Consider the following 19,206-nt stretch of genomic DNA (forward strand, 5'->3'; position numbering starts at 1 on the left):
CGCCGTACTGACCGGAGGGCCCTACTTTTTTTGGGCTTTTCTGGCATAATCCGGCCCACTTTTTTCGGGTAGTAGTGCGCGACTTCCTACTACAAAACGTTTGGAGCACTCGGCCACGGGCCGACGGGGAATCTCATGACGCAAGCCAATAACGCCGTGTACACCGATCTGAGTGTCGATGATCTGGTTAAAGAAGCCCTGAATCGCGGTGAAGGCGAGCTTGCCGATACTGGCGCTCTGGTTGTTCGTACCGGTCATCGTACCGGTCGCTCGCCAGTCGACCGTTTCATCGTAGAAGAGCCAACCACCCAGGACGCCATCGCCTGGGGCCCGATCAACCGCAAGTTCCCGGCCGACAAGTTCGATGCCCTGTGGAACCGCGTCGAAGCCTACCTGGGCGAACGCGAGCGTTTTGTATCCCACGTGCATGTAGGTTCCGATCCTGCGCACTACCTGCCGGTCAAGATGACCACCGAGACCGCCTGGCACAACCTGTTCGGCCGTTGCCTGTTCATCAACCCAGAGCAGTACAACGCCGGTGGCAAGGACGAGTGGCAGATCCTCAACGCACCGAACTTCGTCTGCGAGCCTGAGCGCGATGGCACCAACTCCGACGGCACCGTGATCATCAATTTCGCGGCCAAGAAAGTGTTGATCGCTGGCATGCGCTACGCCGGTGAAATGAAAAAAGCCCTGTTCTCCGTGCAGAACTTCCTGCTGCCGGCTGTTGACGTGCTGCCTATGCACTGCGCCGCCAACATGGGCGAAGAGGGTGATGTGACCCTGTTCTTCGGTCTGTCGGGTACCGGCAAGACCACCCTGTCCGCCGATGAAAGCCGTTACCTGATCGGTGACGACGAGCACGGTTGGGGCGTGGGCGTGGTCTTCAACATCGAAGGCGGCTGCTATGCCAAGTGCATCGACCTGTCCGAGAAGAACGAGCCGGTCATCTGGAAAGCCATCCAGCACGGTGCCGTGCTGGAAAACGTCGTTCTCGACCCGGTCACCAAGAAAGCCGATTACGCCGACGACAGCCTGACCCAGAACAGCCGCGCCGCCTACCCGCGTGAGCTGATCGAAAAACGCGCGCCGAAAAACCTCGGTGGCGAGCCAAACGCCGTGATCTTCCTGACCTGCGACCTGACCGGCGTACTGCCGCCTGTGTCGATCCTCAGCGAAGAACAAGCCGCCTACCACTTCCTGTCTGGCTACACCGCACTGGTGGGCTCGACCGAAATGGGGTCGGGCAGCGGCATCAAGTCGACTTTCTCCACCTGCTTCGGCGCTCCGTTCTTTCCGCGTCCAGCGGGTGAGTACGCTGAACTGCTGATCAAGCGCATCCGTGGTTTCGGCTCCAAGGTCTACCTGGTCAACACTGGCTGGACCGGCGGCGGCTATGGCGTTGGCAAGCGCTTCAACATCCCGACCACCCGTGCGGTGATCGCGGCGATCCAGAGCGGCGCGCTGATCGGTGTTGAAACCGAACACCTGGACATCATCAACCTGGACGTGCCGCTGGCTGTACCGGGCGTCGAGACTGGCCTGTTGAACCCGCGCAACACCTGGGCCGACAAAGCTGCCTACGACGAAGCGGCCAAGGCGTTGGCCGGTCTGTTCATCGAGAACTTCAAGAAGTTCGACGTGAGTGACGCGATCAAGGCAGCAGGTCCGCAGTTGTAAGGTTTGGTTGGTGAATGAAAAACCGCCCTTCATGGGCGGTTTTTTTATGGGCGGCTACTTATCTGTACAGGGTTTGGAAGCTGCCATTATTGCTGCTGAAATCGGGCCAGGCAGTGCCACTTGAGACCGCCCGGTTAGCTAGGCTTCTTCCACTTCCCGCGTATCCCATCGTTGTGCCTTGATCGCCTTGTAAAGCATGCCGATGGTCAGTGGCATCTTGTTGCCACGGCCTTTGGCCCTGCGCTTTTGAAACACATCAAACCCTTCAGGCTGAAAATAGCGGTAGGCGTCGTAGTCGATCAGCTCGAGGGCGAACCGCTCCTCCAATGCTTCCATCAAATGGCGGGCATCCGCGCCATCGCAACCCAAGTCGAGATTGATCGCAGTGTCCAGGCGAATCGTCTTGCGTTCAGGCAGGCCGATTTCTTCGTGAAGCAACTCCATGAGCTGGCGCATGGTGTGATCGTCGGGGAAGTCTGGGGCGAGGTGCATGGCGAGGTTCCGGAGGGGTTGGCGCGCGTCTGTACAGAGGGAAAGTTTAGGGGGAAATTGCTGCCCATTGGAAAGAAGATAGGAAACTTCAACCCCTGAATCCGTTGCTGTATGACTTAGGGCCGTTCGCTACCGCTCTTTCCCGACCATGCAAGAACTCAGTCAACCATTGCTCCAGGAACGCGCCGCGCAGCAGCCTCAAGATCCATCAACCCTCGGCCATAGGCTTCGCTATTGGCGTAGATACCTGTGCGGTTGGTTGTCGCCAGCAGGTGTTCGCGCACTTGCTGTGGGCTGAGTTGTGGATAAAGACTTTGCAGGGCCGCCAGTGCGCCACTGACCAGGGCTGCGGCTGGGGAGGTGCCGGCGGTTTGCATGTAACGACCATCCTTGCCCACCGTGAGCAAGCCTGCCTGTGCACCTGCGTCGCCGCCGGGTACGGCGATGCACCACGCCGCCGCGACGCCGCAATAGTTGGATTTTGCGTTAATGGCGCTGCCATCGTTTTTCAACGCCACCACCGCGATCCAGCCTTTTTCCAGTTCCGGCAAGGCGACCGGCAGTCCTGGCTCGGCCAGGGGCTCGCGTTTGAGCTCGTTACCGGTGGGAAAGACAAACACGGCGCCGTCCGCGACCAGCTTTCGAGCAACGGCCAGGGCGTCGGGCATCACCTGGTTGTAGCGTGCCTCGTTGATTTCGGTGGCGGGGATGGCATTGGCCCATGAGTTGTTGAACAGCCGGGCGCCCTTGTCGAAGCCGGTTTGCCAGGATTGGGCAATTTCGCTGTCGAAGAAGAACGGCTCGTTGTCATCGCCAAAGCGAAAGGGAATCAGCCGGGCATTGAACGCGATGCCGTGCATGCCCTGGTCGTTCTTGTTGGCGGCGAGTATGCCGGCCATTTGCGTGCCATGGCCGATGCGGTCAATCGTACCGGGACGGTTCTCGACGTAATCGAACCCGGGATCACTCAGCCTGCCTTCGAACTCCTCCAGGCTGGCGTCGAGTCCCGAGTCGATCAGCGCCACAGTCACACCCTGGCCCGTGCCGCCCCGTGCATACAAGGCCGAAGCCTTGACCACCGCCAAGCCTCGCTGCGCGTGGTACTCCGGCGTTTCGAACACGGCCGGTTCCACGCTGGATTGTCCTGGAGTGGCCAGGCAACCGGCCAGTAGAGAGGCTGACGTTATCGCCAAGGCGCATAGCGCGGGAAATGGGTAGGGCATCGTTCGTTCCTTGAACAAAGTCTTGCACACCAGGCCTCCTGGCCTTGATGTAACGCCTGAATCGGACGCGTACCTTAACCTGCAAACGGGATGGGAACGAGGCAGCAAAGTGCCCTGGGTTGTATCGTTTTGTGGCAAAGCCAAAGGACGCCGAGGCTGTATCATCCAGTATCGTTTTTGCCCCCGACCTTTTCTCGACTCGCTGCGTTGTCCCGCTAGGCTTTGGGCATCGCAGCAGTCAAAGGAGCGACCGCGCATGCACAGCACCCTGGAACAGGTTTTCGGTTATCCACAGTTTCGTCCCGGCCAGGAGGCGGCCATCGGCGCCGTGCTTGCCGGTCGGTCGGCGGCGGCCATTTTCCCCACGGGCTCGGGCAAGTCCCTGTGTTATCAATTGCCGGCCCTGCTATTGCCGCACCTGACCGTGGTGGTCTCACCGTTGCTGGCGCTGATGCAGGACCAGTTGGCGTTCCTCAAGCGTCACGGCATCGCGGCGGCGAGCATCGATTCGGCCCAGGGCCGTGACGAAACCAGCGACGCCATGGCGCGGGCCCGTTCGGGTGAGTTGAAGATCCTGATGATTTCCGTGGAACGCCTGAAGAACGAGCGCTTTCGCAATTTCCTGCAGCAGGTGCCGATCTCGCTGCTGGTGGTGGACGAGGCTCACTGTATTTCGGAATGGGGGCATAACTTTCGACCTGACTACCTCAAGCTTCCCGATTACCAACATCAGTTCAACATTCCCCAGGTATTGCTACTGACGGCCACCGCTACACCCAAGGTCATCGCCGACATGCAGGCGAAATTCGCCATTGCCGCCACTGATGTGGTGACGACCGGTTTCTACCGGCCAAACCTCAATCTGCTGGTCGAGCCCGTGCGGGGTGCCGACAAGCGCGCGCGGCTGGTGCAATGGCTGGGCGAACGTGCCGGGCAACCGAGCATTGTCTACGTCACCTTGCAGCGAACCGCCGAGCAGATTGCCGAACACCTCGGCCGGCACGGTATCGAGGCCGAGGCCTATCACGCCGGTTTGCCCCATGAACAACGCGAAGCCATCCAGCGCCGCTTCATGGGCGGGCAATCCAATTGCATCGTCGCGACCATCGCTTTCGGCATGGGCATCGACAAGAGCGACATCCGCAACGTCGTGCATTTCGACCTGCCCAAGTCCATCGAAAACTACAGCCAGGAGATCGGCCGTGCCGGGCGGGATGGGCAGCCTTCCGATTGCCTGGTGCTGGCCAATCGCGACAGTCTCAACGTGCTGGAGAACTTTGTGTATGGCGATACGCCGGAGCTCGCCGGCATTCGTTGCGTGCTCGACGAACTGAAGGCCGCCGCCACGGATGGGCAATGGGAGTTTTTGCTGGGGCCCTTGGCAGACCAGAGCAACATCCGGCAACTGCCGCTCAAGACGCTGTTGGTCCAGTTGGAGCTACGCCGGCTGATAGCGCCGCGCTATACCTATTTCGCGGAGTACCGCTTCAAGTTCCTGGTTGAGCCGCATGAACTGCTGGAGCGCTTCGAAGGCGAGCGCAGGGACTTCGTCTCGGCCATCATCCAGACCTCCAGTCGCGCCCGGACCTGGGCCACGGTGAATTTCGACGGGATGTACCAGCAGTATCACGCTGAGCGTAATCGCGTGGTCAAGGCGCTGGATTATTTCCAGGAAAAGGGCTGGATCGAGCTGGAAAGCAAACAGATGACCGAGGTGTACAGCGTGCTGGAAGCGGACCTGGATGCGCAGGTCTTGAGCGCCGAGCTACATGCCTGTTTCACCCGGCACGAGCACGGTGAAATCGCGCGGATCCACGCCATGCTCGAACTGTTCGCCACCGACCATTGCTTGGGTTATCGCCTGGCGCAGTATTTCGGCGACGACAATGCGCCACACCAGTGTGGCCATTGTTCGGTATGCCATGGGCATGTCGCGCGCCTGCCAGAGCCGCCTGCGTTGCCGGCGCTTGTGGATAAAAACTTCGAGGCGCTGTGTGGTGACTTTATCCACAAGCATGAGCAGCACAGCGGCAGTGTGCCGTCTGCCGAACGCCTCACCCGCTTCCTGTGTGGGATCAGCGTGCCGTTGTTCACTCGCTTGAAGGCGCGGACGATCCGCGGATATGCCGCACTGGAAGAGTATCCATACGCGGAAGTTCGCCAGTGGACTCAAGCGCACCTGTGAGCTACATCCATCCGCTGAATGCCCTTCATCACACGAATAAATTTCAAAAATATTCGGCGGCTGACTAAGGTGAAGGCTGTCTTGGGATCGCCAATAAGAGAGCAAACATGAGCCAGACACCTTTCGATATTCAGCGTGCGGCGGTGGTCGGTGCAGGCACCATGGGCCGGGGCATCGTGATGTGCCTGGCCAACGCGGGCGTGGCAGTGCAGTGGGTCGACAACAATCCGCAGATGCTTGAGCAGGCACTGGTCGCCGTGGCCGAGACCTATGCCCATGGCGTGCGCCAGGGCCGTATCGACCAGAGCGAGGCCGATGCGCGGATCGCCCGGGTGACACGGGCGGATGATTACGCGGCGATCCGCAATGTGGACCTGGTGATCGAAGCCGTCTACGAAAACCTTGAACTCAAGCAGACCATCTTTCGCGAGCTGGACGGCTTGCTCAAGCCCGAGGCTATCCTGGCGAGCAACACGTCGGCGCTGGACATCGATGCCATCGCCGCTGTCACTCGCCGGCCAACCCAGGTACTGGGCCTGCATTTCTTCAGCCCGGCGCACATCATGAAGCTGCTGGAAATCGTTCGCGGCGAAAAAACCTCCGCCGCGGTACTGGATGCGGCGCTGGTGCTGGGCAAGCGCATGGGCAAGGTCAGCGTCGTCTCGGGCAATTGCCATGGATTCATCGGCAATCGAATGCTTCATCCTTATGTGCTGGAGGCGCGCAAGATGCTGCTGGAGGGGGCGTTTCCCCATCAGGTGGATGCGGCGTTGCAAGGCTTTGGCTTCGCCATGGGGCCGTTCCGTATGTACGACGTCGTTGGCAACGATCTGGAATGGCGTGCCCGTGAACTGGCGGGCAAAGGCCAGGACGCACCCGAGGTGCAGGTGGACAACCGGCTGTGCGAGCTGGGACGGTTCGGCCAGAAAAGCGGCAATGGGTACTATCACTACGAGCCGGGCAGTCGACAGGCGGAGCATGATGTCGAGGTCGATGCGCTGGTGCTACGGGTCAGTGAAGCGCTGGGTTTCCAGCGTCGCGTGATCGGCCCGGAGGAAATCCTTGAGCGTTGCTTGCTGGCGCTGGTCAACGAAGGGGCGAAGATCCTGCAGGAAGGCATTGCCGAGTCGGCCCACGATATCGACCTGGTCTACCTCAACGGCTACGGCTTCCCTGTGGACAAGGGCGGCCCGATGGCCTGGGCCGACGGGCAGGGGCTGGAGGATATCCACGCACGCCTGCTGGAGCTCGAAACGAAGCAGGGCGATCACTGGAAGCCCGCGCGCCTGATCGGCGAGCTGGCGGCGCAGGGCAAGGGTTTCGCGCAGGCCTGAGGTCATGCCACGTCAAGATCATTGAATAATCGTAAAGGACACCTGATGCCGCAACGCAACGAATACCCACACTTGCAACCCATCACCACGCGCTGGCACGACAACGATGTGTACGGTCACGTCAATAACGTCACCTACTACAGCTTTTTCGACAGCGCAGTGAATACCTACCTGATCGAAGTCGGCGGCCTGGATATCCATGACGGAGAGGTGGTGGGGTTCGTGGTGAGTTCGGCCTGCGACTACTTTGCCTCGATCGCCTTTCCAGACCGGATTGAAATCGGCCTGCGGGTCGGGAAACTGGGCAGCAGTTCGGTGCAGTACGAACTGGCGGTGTTCAAGGTGGGCGAGGACGAGGCCTGTGCGGCGGGGCGTTTTGTTCACGTGTTCGTGGATCGGGCGTCGAATCGACCGGTGGCGATTCCGGATCGGCTACGTGGGGCTTTGGAACAGTTGGCGGTCTGAAACGAAAAATCGCAGCTTTCGGTCAGGCTCTGGGAAGAGTTGCCGAAGGCTGCGATCTTTTACCAGCTGGTATTTAAAGCCAGCGGTCAGTCATCGTGATAGCGATGCTTATGCTTGCGATGCCCATAGGCATGGCCGCGACCCGGATGGCCGTCGCGATAGTAGCGACGATCACCACGGCGACCTTCATAACGATCGTCGTCATCGTCCTTGCCCATGTAGTTACCCAGCGCGCCACCGGCGCCGCCGCCCGCTGCCGCACCGATCAGGCTGCCGGTGGTGCCGCCGACGCTACGGCCAACCACGTTGCCGCCGGCTGCGCCCAGCGCGCCGCCGATGGCCGCTTCGCCGCGGCTATGTTTGTCTGCACCGACCGCACTGCCGCCCGCGCCGCCCAGCGCCGCGCCGATAGTGGAACCGGTGTTGCCGCCCAGGGACTGGCCGACGACCGAACCCAAAACCCCGCCCAATGCGCCGCCCACACCTGCTTCGGCAGTACCACCGGCAGAAGCGACGCCACTGGCCAAGCTAAGGGACAACAAGAGAATGGAGGAGAACTTCATAGAGGAGCCTCAAAGGGATGACGGCGCGATCCTGAGGCTCGCTTCGCTTGCTTACAATAGAAATCCGACGAGTAACACGACTTGTGCACAATTCTCTAAGTTATTGTTTTTAGGTGGGAACTTAAGGCGAATTGGCCGGTCTTTAGCTACTTCGGAAAGGCCGTTTTCTATGGAAAACGGCCTTTTTTGTGGGCGCTGGAAAGTACTTTGTGGCGAGGGGATTTATCCCCGTTGGGGGCGTGAAGCGGCCCCTAAACAGTCAACTCAATTATCCTGGCATATCGAGTCAACAGGTTTTAGGGCCGCTTCGCGCCCCAGTGGGGATAAATCCCCTCGCCACAGGGCAATCATGATCCAACCAGGGCTGTGTCAGGCCGACTTGGCCAGGATCAACCCATTCTCGCTCGCCGCTTCCAGGCGAATCGCGACGAATTTCGACGTTGGGGTGTGGCTGCCGTCGCCGGTGCTTTCCAGTGGCACCAGCGGGTTCACTTCCGGGTAATAGGCCGCGGCCTGCCCGGCAGGAATGTCGAACGCCAGCAGGGTAAAGCCCTTGACCCGACGCTCGCGGCCGTCATCCCAGAGCGAGACGATGTCGGCTTTCTGGCCCGGCTTGAAGCCCAGGCGAATGATGTCCGCTTCGTTGGCGAACAACACATCACGCTGGCCCTTTACGCCGCGATAGCGGTCATCCAGGCCATAGATGGTGGTGTTGTACTGATCGTGGGAGCGCATGGACTGCATGATCAGGTCGGGCAACTGGCCGGTAGCGCGGGTGCGTTCATGCACAAGGTCGGTCGGCAACAGGTTGGGCTTGAAGTTGGCACGGCCCGACGGGGTGTTCCAGCGCCGCGAACCGGCGCTGTTGCCCAGATAGAATCCACCGGGGTTCTTCAGTTTTTCGTTGAAGTCCTTGAAGCCGGGCACGGTGTCGGCGATCAGGTCGCGGATGCGACTGTAGTCGGCCACCAACCAGTTCCAGTCCACCGGGCGGCTGCCCAGCGTGGCGGCGGCGATGCCGGCGATGATCCACGGTTCGGAGCGCATCTGGCTCGACAGCGGCTGCAACTGGCCATTGGAGGCATGCACCATGCTGAAGGAGTCTTCCACGGTCACCGCTTGCGCGCCTTCAGCTTGCAGGTCGATGTCGGTGCGGCCCAGGCACGGCAGGATCAGCGCTTCCTTGCCGTGGGCCAGATGACTGCGATTGAGCTTTGTGCTGATCTGCACCGTCAGGTCGCAATTGGTCAAGGCCTGAAACGTTCGATGGCTGTCTGGCGTGGCTTGGGCGAAGTTGCCGCCCAGGGCGATGAACACCTTCGCCTGGCCGTCGGCCATGGCATGGATTGCCTCGACCACGTTGTGACCGTTTTCACGCGGCACCTTGAATTGGAAACGCCGCTCCAGCGTGTCGAGGAACGCCACGGGCGGGCGCTCGTTGATGCCCATGGTCCGGTCGCCCTGAACGTTGCTGTGGCCGCGTACCGGACACAGGCCTGCGCCTGGCCGGCCGATGTTGCCGCGCAGCATCATCACGTTGGCGATTTCCTGGATGGTCGCCACCGAATGGCGATGCTGGGTGATGCCCATCGCCCAGCACATGATCACGTTCTTGCTTTTGGCATACATGCGCGCCGCTTGCTCGATTTCGACCAGGGTCATGCCCGATTGCTCGACGATCTGCTCCCACGGCGTATCGTCGACAGCGGCCAGGTAATCCAGCACGTTGGTGCTGTGCTCGTTGAGGAAGGCGTGGTCGAACACCGCCGCAGCGCCGCTCTTCTGCGCGTCACGTTCCCATTGCAAGAGGAACTTCGCCATGCCGCGCAATATCGCCATGTCGCCGCCCAAGGCCGGGCGGAAGTACGCGGTGTTGGTGGGTTTATCGCCGTTGGTGAGCATCTCGAGCGGGTGCTGCGGATGCTGGAAGCGCTCCAGACCACGCTCCTTGAGCGGGTTGATGCACACCACCTGGGCGCCGCGCTTGACCGCCTCGCGCAGCGGTTCGAGCATCCGGGGGTGATTGGTGCCGGGGTTCTGGCCCCAGACGAAAATCGCGTCGGCGTGCTCGAAGTCGTCGAAGGTCACCGTGCCCTTGCCCACGCCGACACTCTGGGCCAGCGCTACACCGCTGGCTTCGTGGCACATGTTCGAGCAGTCGGGGAAGTTGTTGGTGCCATAGGCGCGTACGAACAATTGATACAGGTAGGCCGCTTCGTTGCTGGCCCGGCCCGAGGTATAGAACTCGGCCCGGTTCGGGCTGGACAGGCCCTGCAGGTGCTTGCCGATCAAGGCAAACGCCGCTTCCCAACTGATGGGTTTGTAGCGGTCGGTTTCGGCGTCGTAGCGCATTGGCTCGGTCAGGCGGCCCTGGTACTCGAGCCAGTAGTCGCTCTGCTCCAGCAGCGAGGTCACGCTGTGCTTGGCGAAAAACGCACCATCGACGCGGCGCTTGGTAGCTTCCCAGTTCACTGCCTTGGCGCCGTTCTCGCAGAACTTGACCATGCCGCTTTCCGGTGAGTCGCCCCAGGCACAGCCTGGGCAGTCAAAACCGCCATTCTGGTTGGTCTTGAGCATCATGCGGATGTTTTTCAGCGCATTGTCGCTGGTCAACCAGGCCTGAGCGACACTGATCAGCGCACCCCAACCACCGGCGGGACCCTTGTAGGGCTTGTAGCGCGGTACGGGTTTCTGGTCGGCTTGTTGATGATTGCTCACGCTTGTTTCTCCATCGCAGGGCTGTAGACCCGCGGCGCACTTTTTTGCGGCAGGTGGATGAGGTTGAGGTTGTGTTGGCGGGCCCACTGCACCGCGAGGCCCGTGGGCGACGACAGGCTGACCAGGGTCTGGATGCCGGCACGCAGTACTTTCTGGATCAATTCGAGGCTGCAACGGCTGGTGACGATCGCCACGCCACCGGACACCGGGATCCGTTGCCGGACCAATGCCCCAATCAGCTTGTCGAGGGCGTTGTGCCGGCCAATGTCTTCGCGGCCCAGCAGCAATTCGCCCTGGGCATTCATGAACAACGCGGCGTGGACCGCGCCGCAGTACTGGCCCAGGGGCTGGAACTGGCCGATACGGTCACGCAGGCCTTCGAGCCATTGCGCCGGCGGCAGCGGCGCGCCGGGCAGCACCTTGAGGTTTGGCAATGCCTGTTCCACCGCTTCCACGCCGCACAGCCCGCAACCACTGGTGCCCGCCAACTGCCGGCGTTGTTGCTTGAGGTTCCAGAAGGCGCGGTTGGCGATGGTCACCTGGGCATGGTGCGCGGCACCCGTGCCACTCAGTTGCAGGTCATAGATGTCTGATGAGTCTTCGATGATGCCGCTGCCGAGGCTGAAGCCGACGATGAAGTCTTCAAGGTCGGTGGGGGTGACCAGCATTACCGCCTGGCTGATGCCGTTATAGGCAATCGCCAGCGCCACTTCCTCGGCCAGCGCGGTGCTGTCCGATTGGGAGCGGTCCAGATTGCAGTAGCGATAGCTCTGGCTGGCGACCGGCGCGGATGTTTCCATCGCAGGCGCTGGACTGACCGGAGGCTTGTCGTTCATAGGCATCACTGAGAGTAGGAATAGTGTTAAGACTAAATGCGGCAATCTGCCACGTCTAATCGCTATTACTGATCTCTCAATAGATGACGTCGATCAAGAAGTCGTTACTGATTTCTGATAGAGGGCAAAACACGCTTCCGCCAAGGCCGAGCGTGGGGCGGCGCGGCGCATGATCAGACCCAGCGGGACCAACGTCTGCGCGCTTTCGATGGGCTGGATGCGCAAGTCTTCGGTCAGGACGTTCAGGCCGCTGTCCAAGGGCATCACCGCACAACACAACCCGCCGTGCACAGCTTGTAACAATTGATGCACCGCGTCGGTTTGCAACAGCGGTTGTGGCGTGAGGCCCCGGCTGTGGAAGTTATGGTCGATGGATTGGCGAAAATGCATGCCGCTGGTGAGCATGCCCAGGGGGAGTTCGATCAGCGCTTCCCAGCTAAGCGGTTGTTCGCCGAAAAAGAAAAAGCGCTGGTCATAGAGCAGGCCCATGCGGGTGTGGCTGAAGGGCAGGGCCTCGAAGCGTTCGTTGTCCAGGCGTTCCAGATAGGAAATACCCAGGTCGATACGGTTGTTCGCCAGCTGTTCAAGGATGCGTTCGGAGCTCAGGGACGACAGTTCGAAACGCAGGTTGGGGTGCTCGGCGTGCAAGCGCTGCATCATTGCCAGCGGGTCGAAGTCCGACAACGGCACCACGCCCAGGCGCAGCGTACCCACCAGGTTGCCACGGCAGGCCGCCGCTTCGGCCTGCAGCCCGTCATAGGCTGCCAGCACCGTGCGCGCCCAGGCCAGCACCCGTTCTCCCGGCGCGGTAAAGCCTTCAAAGCGTTGGCCACGGTTGACCAGCGGCAGGTCGAGTTCCTCTTCAAGGCTGCGCAGGCGCATCGACAGGGTCGGCTGGGTGATGTGGCAGCGAGCGGCGGCCTGGCCGAAGTGGCGGGTTTCGTCCAGCGCAATAAGAAATTTCAGCTGCTTGATGTCCATCTTCGCTCCAAGGCGCAGGAAGAGTCGGATTCTAGCGCTTGCGGGGGGTGGGGTCATTGGTCGGCTGGGAACCGGGTTCGGCTCGCCTGGTCTAGTCTTTGGCGTCTGGACACTTAAACCCAAGGAGCGTGTGCCATGAGTATCTTTAGTTTTGTGAAAGAAGCGGGTGAAAAGCTGATCGATCTACTGACCCCTGGCAATGCCAATGCCAGCGAACAACTGAAACAGCACATTGAAAAGGTCGGCCTGGGCAATCCGAACGTTCAGGCGACGATCGAGGGCGACAAGGTCATCGTCACCGGTGAAGTCGCGAGCCAGGAAGAGAAAGAAAAAATCCTGCTGGCGGTGGGCAACATTGCAGGTGTAGGCAGTGTTGACGATCAGATTACGGTGACTGGCCCAGTGGCTAAAGAGGCCAAGTTCGTGACCGTCGAGAAAGGTGACACCTTGAGTGCCATTTCCAAGCGTGTCTATGGTGATGCGAATAAGTACCAGAAGATCTTCGACGCCAACACGCCGATGTTGTCGCACCCGGACAAGATCTATCCGGGGCAGGTGTTGCGTATCCCTGAGTAACCGGGTCCCTGTGGCGAGGGGATTTATCCCCGCCGGGCTGCGCAGCAGCCCTAAAGCAGTGAACTCAATCTTCCTGGCATGCCGAGTTGGCTGGTTGGGGGCCGCTTCGCGGCCCAGCGGGGATAAATCCCCTCGCCACATTAGAGCCTGTCAAAGCCCTTCGATCAGGACTCGATAATCCCCCAGCGCCTCGAACTCCCCCGTATCCTTTGGCCCCTTGCGGCTATCCGGCTCGCTGACGGCCAGCAGGTGCGCCACACCGAAGTCCCGGGCGCTGCGCAACACCGGCAACGTGTCGTCGATGAACAGACTGCGGGCCGGGTCGAAGTTCAGGTCGGCTTGCAGCGCGTCCCAGAATTGCGGGTTTTCCTTGGGGAAGCCGTAGTCGTGGGAACTGATCAAGCGCTCGAAGTAGGGAGCCAGTTCGATGCGTTCCAGCTTCAGGGACAACGAATCGCGGTGGGCGTTGGTGATCATCACCACGCGCTTGCCGGCCCGTTGGATCGCCGCCAGGAAGGTATCGGCGTCCGGGCGCAAGGCAATCAGGTGCGCGGTTTCCAACTTCAGCTCGCGCACCGGCAGTTTCAGTTCGCTGCTCCAGAAGTCCAGGCAATACCATTGCAACTGGCCGGCGTTGCGCTCGAACAATGGCTGCAGCTCCATCTCGGCCATCGCCCGGCTCACGCCATGCAGTTCGGCGTAGCGCTGGGGCAGGTGTTCGAGCCAGAAATGGTTGTCGTAATGCAGGTCCAGCAAGGTGCCGTCCATGTCCAGCAGAACTGTATCGATCTCATGCCAGGGCAGCAAAGCCATAAAACTTCTCCAGCGGTAATCGGATATCCGACACAAACAATCAGAATAGGCCGGGTATAGTAGCCCGCTATCGCCCAGGGAGCCGTTTATGCGCCAGAAACCCACCATACTCGATCGCCGGATCGTCGCCACCAGCCGCCTGTTTTGCGTGGAAGAACTGAAATTGCGGTTTTCCAACGGTGTGGAGCGCACCTATGAACGTCTGGCGAGCAAGGGCGCGGGTTACGGCGCGGTGATGATCGTGGCGATGCTCGACGCCGACCACGCGGTGTTGGTGGAGGAGTATTGCGGAGGGACCGACGCCTATGAACTGTCCCTGCCCAAGGGCTTGATCGAGCCGGGTGAAGACGTGCTTGCGGCGGCTGAGCGGGAGCTCAAGGAAGAGGCCGGTTTCGGTGCGCGACAGTTGGAACACCTGACCGAGTTGTCGCTGTCTCCCGGTTACATGAGCCAGAAAATCCAGGTGGTGCTGGCAACCGACCTGTATGAAGAACGGCTGGAGGGCGATGAGCCCGAGCCGATGCGTGTGGACAAGGTCAACCTGCATGAGCTGTCGGCCCTGGCACAGAACCCGCAGTTCACGGAGGGCCGGGCCTTGGCGGCTCTGTACCTGGCCCGTGACCTGTTGGCCCAGCGTGGAGTGTTCCTGTCATGACCTACCCTCATCCGTTGATGGCGCCTGTGGTCGAGCTGGCACTCAAGGCTGGTGAGGCGATCCTGCCGTTCTGGCGCGCCAACGTGCAGGTCAACCACAAGGCCGACGAGTCGCCGGTGACCGCCGCAGACATGGCCGCTCATGATGTGATCGTGGCCGGGTTGTTGGCGCTGTCCCCGGATATTCCGATCCTCTCCGAAGAAGACGCCGATATTGCCCAAAGCGTGCGTGCCGGCTGGCAGCGTTGGTGGCTGGTGGACCCGCTGGATGGAACCAAGGAGTTCATTTCCGGCAGCGAGGAGTTCACCGTCAACATCGCCTTGGTGGAACAGGGCCGCGTGGTGTTCGGCGTGGTGTCGATGCCCACAAACGGGCGCTTTTATGTCGGCGGCGCAGGGTTGGGGGCTTGGCGTGGCGACCGTGGCGGCGAGCCTTCGCCTATCGCGGTGCGTAATGTCCTGGCGCCGGGCGAGGCTTTCACTGTGGTCGCCAGTCGGCGACACACCAGCCCCGAGCAGGAGCGCCTGTTGGATGGCTTGAGTGGGAGCCTGGGTGAATTGCAACTGACCAGCATCGGCAGCTCATTGAAGTTCTGCCTGGTGGCCGAAGGCGCGGCGGATTGCTATCCACGGCTGGCGCCGACGTCCCAGTGGGACACCGCCGCGGCCCAGGGGGTATTGGAAGGAGCGGGTGGCGAGGTGTTGAGTTTGAGCGGCGAACCGTTCTGCTATCCGGCCCGTGAATCGCTGTTGAATGCGTCGTTCCTGGCATTGCCGGCGAAAGCGGCGTGGCGCGGCAAGCTGTTGGAGCTCGCCCGTTCTTAAGCCTTGTTCGGTTCTCTGTGGCGAGGGGATTTATCCCCGCTGAGGCGCGAAGCGGTCCTGTTTTTTGGGGCTGCTGCGCAGCCCAGCGGGGATAAATCCCCTCGCCACAGGGATTTGTGATGCTTTCAGTCAGCGGTGCAACACGTACTGCCCCTCGAACTGCACCGCCACGTCCTCGCTGCCGATATTCATCACCTGCGTCTGCAAGGCCAGTCGCGCCCGTCCGTAACGCCGGTAGGTGGCGAGGAAGCGTTTCCAGAGCTTTTCCTCAGGCGCTTCGCAGACCACGGTCGCGTCGCGGGTCACTGGCAGTGGATAGCTGATCTGCCCTTCCTGGATCACGATATGCCCGTCTTCGATGCCTTCCTCGCGCAAGGCCAGGTGCAACCAGCCCCAGCCGCCCAGTACCGCACCGCAATACAGGCTGCCACCGAACATGGTGCTCTTGTGGTTGACGTTGGCAGCCAGCGGCAAGGACAAGCGCAACTGTCGGGCCTGCCAATCGAGCACCTTGAGGCCCATGTCCCGGGTCAAGGGGATGTCGTGGTGCAGGATCGATTCCAGGTAACGGCTGTCGCGGTTCATTGCGGGGCCTCTTGTTTGAAAAGGAGATGATGGCTCAATCGGATTCATCGGCCGGGCCGTGGCTGCTGTCGCCAAAGGTCAGGCCGTGTTTGCGCAACTTGTCGTGCAAGGTCTTGCGTGGGATGCCCAGGGCTTCGGCCAGGCTGCGCACCGAGCTGTGGGGGCGGGCCAGTTCGGCGGCGATGAGGGTTTTCTCGAAATTTTCCACCTGCTCGCTCAGGCCGCCGCTGACCACCTCCACCGGTGCGCCGGGGCTGCCGTCCGGCGCGCTGTTGTCCAAGGCCAGTTCCAGGCCCAGGGCAAAGCGCTCGGCGGCGTTCTGCAGTTCGCGCACATTGCCCGGCCAGCTGTGGCGCAACAGCAGTGCCCGTTGTGCCGGCAGCAATTCGTGGGGCGGCAGGCCGTGGCGAGCACTGGCTTCGTCGGCGAAGTGCTGGAACAGCATCAGCGCATCCTCCCCTCGTTCGCGCAACGGCGGTATGCGCAGCGGCGCGACGTTCAAGCGGTAATAAAGATCGGCACGAAAACGCCCCTGATCGGCGGCCTGGCGCAGGTCTTCCTTGGTGGCGGCGATGACGCGGATGTCCAGCGGGATCTGTTGATTCCCCCCAAGCCGCTCCACCATGCGCTCTTGCAGCAGACGCAACAACTTGACCTGGACATCCAGGCTCATGCTTTCGATTTCATCGAGAAACAGCGTGCCGCCATTGGCGAACTCGAACTTGCCGATACGGCGTTTCTGCGCGCCGGTGAACGCGCCAGGTTCGTGGCCAAACAGTTCGCTTTCCACCACCGACTCGGCCAGGGCCCCGGCGTTGATCGCCACAAATGGCCCGTTACGACGGGATGAAAGGTCGTGCAACGCACGGGCGACCACTTCCTTGCCGGCACCGGTTTCACCGAGGATCAGCACGTCGGCGCGGGTGGCGGCCAGTGCGCCGATCTGCTCGCGCAGGCGCAGCATCGGTGTCGACTGGCCGACCAGGCGAGCGCTGAGTTCATGGCGATCGCTCAGGGCCAGGCGCAGGCTGCGGTTGTCCAGCACCAATCGGCGCAGGGCTAGGGCCCGGCGCACACTGTCGAGCAGATGATCGCTGGCGAACGGTTTTTCCAAGAAGTCATAGGCCCCGGCGCGCATCGCCTGTACTGCCAGTGGCACGTCACCGTGGCCGGTGATCAGCAGCACCGGCAGCTCAGGATCCTGGGCGTGGAGTTCGCGCAGCAGTTCGAGGCCGTCCATGCCCGGCATGCGAATATCACTGACCACCACACCCGGCCAGTCACGTGGCAGTTGCCCGGCCACGCCCTTGGCTTCGGCCAGGGGCAGGATTTTCAAGCCGGCCAGGTCGAGGGTCTGGCTCAAGGCCTGACGCAAATGGGGATCGTCGTCGATCAGCACCACCTCAATCCGGTTATCGATGGTCATACACTTCGGTCCTCGGACGGTTGCAGGCTCACCCCGGGGGCGCCGGCGCGCAGCTTCAGGGTAATCAGGGCGCCGCCTTCCTTGTGATTGGCGAACGACAGTTCGCCGCCGAAGGCGCGCATCAGGGTGTCGCAGATCGCCAACCCCAGGCCAAGGCCCTGGGTGCGAGTCTTGGTGGTATAGAAGGGCTCGCCGGCGCGGCCCAGGGCTTCCATGCAAAACCCCGGGCCGTTATCGCGGATGTACAGGTTGACGCCGGTTTCGGTGGCTTGGGCGCTGAGCCAGAGTTTGCGTGGCGGGCCTTTCTCGGTAAGCGCATCGAGGGCGTTGGCCAGCAGGTTGCCGAGTACCTGGCGCAGGCGGGTTTCGCCGGCTTCGACCCACAGCGTGGCGGCCGGCAGGTCACGGATCAGTTCCACTTCCATGCTGCGCCGGCGTTTGGCGAGCAGCGCCAGGGCATCGTCCAGCGCCGGTTGCAGGGCGACGCTTTCCGGGGCATGGCGGTCGCGGCGGGCAAAGGCGCGCAGGTGGGCGATGATCGAGGCCATGCGCCCGGTCAGTTCGCTGATCAGCTTGAGGTTGCCACGGGCGTCGTCGGTGCGTTGGTGGTCGAGCAGAATCTCGGCATTTTCCGCGTAGCTGCGAATCGCTGCCAGCGGTTGATTGAGTTCGTGGCTGATGCTCGCCGACATGGTGCCCAGGGCCGACAGCTTGCCGGCCTGCACCAGGTCATCCTGGGCACGGACCAATTCCTGCTGGGCCTGCTCGCGCTCCAGCACTTCCTGTTTCAATCGCCGATTCAGCCCTTCCAGGTCACTGGTACGCTCGGCCACCCGGCCCTCCAGCTCGTGACGGGCCTTGGCTTCGAAGGCGATCCGATCCAGATAATGGCGCCTGCGCTGCATCATCAACCCGAGCAGCAACATCAAGACCAGCAACGCCGCACCTCCGATGGCGACCACGGTGCGCACCGGCCTATCGATCAGCGTGCGCGGGGCGAGAATGCTTACGCTCCAGCCGGTTTCGTCGATGGTTTGGGTCTGGGTCAGCCAGGCGTTGGCGTCCAGGCTCAGCGGCTTGGGATCGCGGGTCGGATAAGGTTGTACCGCGCTGATGGCCTTGCGCTCGTCGTCGTTGAGGGGGCGGGTCGCGCGAAATCGCCATTCCTGTCGCGACGTGAGGATGACCACACCGTTGTGATCGGTCACCAGCAATTGTTCGGGGGTCTTGCCCCACAGGCTTTCGGTGTGATCCAGGTCGACCTTGACCACCAGCACCCCGATGACTTCCTCGCGGTCGCGCACGGCGGCGGCAAAGAAGTAACCGCGTTTGCCCGAGGTGGTGCCCAAGCCAAAGAAACGGCCCAGGCGCCCGGCCATGGCTTCGATGAAGTACGGCCGGAAGGAGAAATTGCGTCCGACGAAACTGTCGTGTTTGTCCCAGTTCGATGCGGCCAGGGTCTTGCCGGAAGGGTCCATCAGGTACATGACTTCGGCGCCGGTCTGGGTGCTGATGTTTTTCAGCAGCCGGTTGGCATTGCCTTGGGTCACGCCATCGTCCGGCGCCGACAAGGCGGCGCGCAAGGCCGGCAGGTCACCGAGAATCTGTGGCAGCACCTCATAACGGTGCAACGTGCCCAACAGGTTGGCGACATAGAGGTCCAGGGTCTGGCGGTTCTGCCCGGCCAGTTCGTTGCGGTAATAACGTTCGGCCAGGTGCTCCAACGGCCACAGCAACGGCGCCAGGCACAGCGCGAGCAAGGCCAGGCTGCGCCAGCGGGGTCTGCGGGGAAGGGTGGAATTCATGAGCATCGGGCGCCTGTGGTAACAGGCGTATTATGCCTAGTTGCC

At 61.6% G+C, this 19,206-nt stretch carries 17 protein-coding genes; 7 read left to right on the forward strand and 10 right to left on the reverse strand.

Going from position 1 to position 19,206, the window contains the following annotated elements; translation table 11 throughout:
* Positions 1 to 135: 135 nt before the first annotated feature.
* Entirely contained in the window at positions 136 to 1,680 is a 1,545-nt protein-coding gene (locus AC30D9_RS13995) for a phosphoenolpyruvate carboxykinase (RefSeq protein WP_109751923.1), read from the forward strand.
* Between the two features lie 138 nt (positions 1,681 to 1,818).
* Here the strand turns inward: AC30D9_RS13995 and AC30D9_RS14000 are convergent, their stop codons facing one another.
* Both AC30D9_RS14000 and AC30D9_RS14005 read right to left on the reverse strand, forming a co-directional pair.
* Complete coding sequence (locus tag AC30D9_RS14000) at positions 1,819 to 2,172, reverse strand: DUF1493 family protein (protein ID WP_134922418.1); 354 nt, start codon at positions 2,170 to 2,172, stop codon at positions 1,819 to 1,821.
* Positions 2,173 to 2,330: 158 nt separating this feature from the next.
* Positions 2,331 to 3,395: a S8 family peptidase gene (locus AC30D9_RS14005; RefSeq protein ID WP_490144235.1), complete on the reverse strand. Its 1,065-nt coding sequence runs from the start codon at positions 3,393 to 3,395 to the stop codon at positions 2,331 to 2,333.
* A gap of 256 nt (positions 3,396 to 3,651) precedes the next feature.
* Here AC30D9_RS14005 and AC30D9_RS14010 point away from each other — a divergent pair, with 256 nt between their 5' ends.
* From AC30D9_RS14010 to AC30D9_RS14020, 3 genes are all read left to right on the forward strand, one after another.
* Entirely contained in the window at positions 3,652 to 5,580 is a 1,929-nt protein-coding gene (locus tag AC30D9_RS14010; RefSeq protein ID WP_490144236.1) for a RecQ family ATP-dependent DNA helicase, read from the forward strand.
* A 107-nt stretch (positions 5,581 to 5,687) separates the two neighbouring features.
* Positions 5,688 to 6,914 carry a 3-hydroxyacyl-CoA dehydrogenase gene (locus AC30D9_RS14015; RefSeq protein ID WP_490144237.1) on the forward strand — a complete coding sequence of 409 codons (1,227 nt, stop codon included), beginning with the start codon at positions 5,688 to 5,690 and terminating at the stop codon, positions 6,912 to 6,914.
* A gap of 45 nt (positions 6,915 to 6,959) precedes the next feature.
* The gene (locus AC30D9_RS14020) at positions 6,960 to 7,379 is read left to right on the forward strand and encodes an acyl-CoA thioesterase (RefSeq protein ID WP_490144238.1); all 420 of its coding nucleotides are present in this window, start codon (positions 6,960 to 6,962) and stop codon (positions 7,377 to 7,379) included.
* A gap of 86 nt (positions 7,380 to 7,465) precedes the next feature.
* Here the strand turns inward: AC30D9_RS14020 and AC30D9_RS14025 are convergent, their stop codons facing one another.
* The 4 genes from AC30D9_RS14025 to AC30D9_RS14040 all read right to left on the reverse strand — a co-directional run bounded on the left by AC30D9_RS14025 (position 7,466) and on the right by AC30D9_RS14040 (position 12,477).
* Positions 7,466 to 7,942 carry a glycine zipper domain-containing protein gene (locus AC30D9_RS14025; protein WP_134922425.1) on the reverse strand — a complete coding sequence of 159 codons (477 nt, stop codon included), beginning with the start codon at positions 7,940 to 7,942 and terminating at the stop codon, positions 7,466 to 7,468.
* Between the two features lie 369 nt (positions 7,943 to 8,311).
* Positions 8,312 to 10,660, reverse strand: a complete 2,349-nt coding sequence (locus AC30D9_RS14030; RefSeq protein ID WP_490144239.1) for an FdhF/YdeP family oxidoreductase — start codon at positions 10,658 to 10,660, stop codon at positions 8,312 to 8,314.
* Positions 10,657 to 11,496, reverse strand: coding sequence for a formate dehydrogenase accessory sulfurtransferase FdhD (gene fdhD, locus AC30D9_RS14035; protein ID WP_134922427.1), 840 nt, complete (start codon positions 11,494 to 11,496; stop codon positions 10,657 to 10,659). The genes AC30D9_RS14030 and fdhD overlap by 4 nt, the downstream gene beginning before the upstream one ends.
* 93 nt (positions 11,497 to 11,589) lie before the next feature.
* On the reverse strand, positions 11,590 to 12,477 hold the full coding sequence (locus tag AC30D9_RS14040; RefSeq protein ID WP_109751935.1) for a LysR family transcriptional regulator: 888 nt from the start codon (positions 12,475 to 12,477) through the stop codon (positions 11,590 to 11,592).
* 135 nt (positions 12,478 to 12,612) lie between these two features.
* On the opposite strand from AC30D9_RS14040, the gene lysM reads away from it, so the two are divergent.
* Positions 12,613 to 13,053 (forward strand): peptidoglycan-binding protein LysM, encoded by a 441-nt coding sequence (gene lysM / locus AC30D9_RS14045; RefSeq protein ID WP_307573402.1) that lies wholly within the window; start codon positions 12,613 to 12,615, stop codon positions 13,051 to 13,053.
* Positions 13,054 to 13,203: 150 nt separating this feature from the next.
* Here the strand turns inward: lysM and yrfG are convergent, their stop codons facing one another.
* The gene (yrfG, locus tag AC30D9_RS14050; protein ID WP_134922428.1) at positions 13,204 to 13,866 is read right to left on the reverse strand and encodes a GMP/IMP nucleotidase; all 663 of its coding nucleotides are present in this window, start codon (positions 13,864 to 13,866) and stop codon (positions 13,204 to 13,206) included.
* Between the two features lie 88 nt (positions 13,867 to 13,954).
* Here yrfG and nudE point away from each other — a divergent pair, with 88 nt between their 5' ends.
* On the forward strand, positions 13,955 to 14,521 hold the full coding sequence (nudE, locus tag AC30D9_RS14055) for an ADP compounds hydrolase NudE (RefSeq protein ID WP_116833949.1): 567 nt from the start codon (positions 13,955 to 13,957) through the stop codon (positions 14,519 to 14,521).
* Positions 14,518 to 15,345 (forward strand): 3'(2'),5'-bisphosphate nucleotidase CysQ, encoded by an 828-nt coding sequence (cysQ, locus tag AC30D9_RS14060; protein ID WP_490144240.1) that lies wholly within the window; start codon positions 14,518 to 14,520, stop codon positions 15,343 to 15,345. Before nudE ends, cysQ begins: the two co-directional genes overlap by 4 nt.
* Before the next feature lie 129 nt (positions 15,346 to 15,474).
* On the opposite strand, the gene AC30D9_RS14065 is transcribed toward cysQ, so the two are convergent.
* The 3 genes from AC30D9_RS14065 to AC30D9_RS14075 are packed head-to-tail and all read right to left on the reverse strand — an operon-like array spanning position 15,475 to position 19,161.
* Complete coding sequence (locus AC30D9_RS14065) at positions 15,475 to 15,930, reverse strand: YiiD C-terminal domain-containing protein (RefSeq protein WP_490144241.1); 456 nt, start codon at positions 15,928 to 15,930, stop codon at positions 15,475 to 15,477.
* Between the two features lie 34 nt (positions 15,931 to 15,964).
* Entirely contained in the window at positions 15,965 to 17,356 is a 1,392-nt protein-coding gene (locus AC30D9_RS14070) for a sigma-54-dependent transcriptional regulator (protein ID WP_307573408.1), read from the reverse strand.
* Complete coding sequence (locus tag AC30D9_RS14075; RefSeq protein WP_307573410.1) at positions 17,353 to 19,161, reverse strand: sensor histidine kinase; 1,809 nt, start codon at positions 19,159 to 19,161, stop codon at positions 17,353 to 17,355. The genes AC30D9_RS14070 and AC30D9_RS14075 overlap by 4 nt, the downstream gene beginning before the upstream one ends.
* Positions 19,162 to 19,206 lie beyond the last annotated feature (45 nt).

It is taken from the genome of Pseudomonas sp. DF11 (assembly GCF_058148565.1).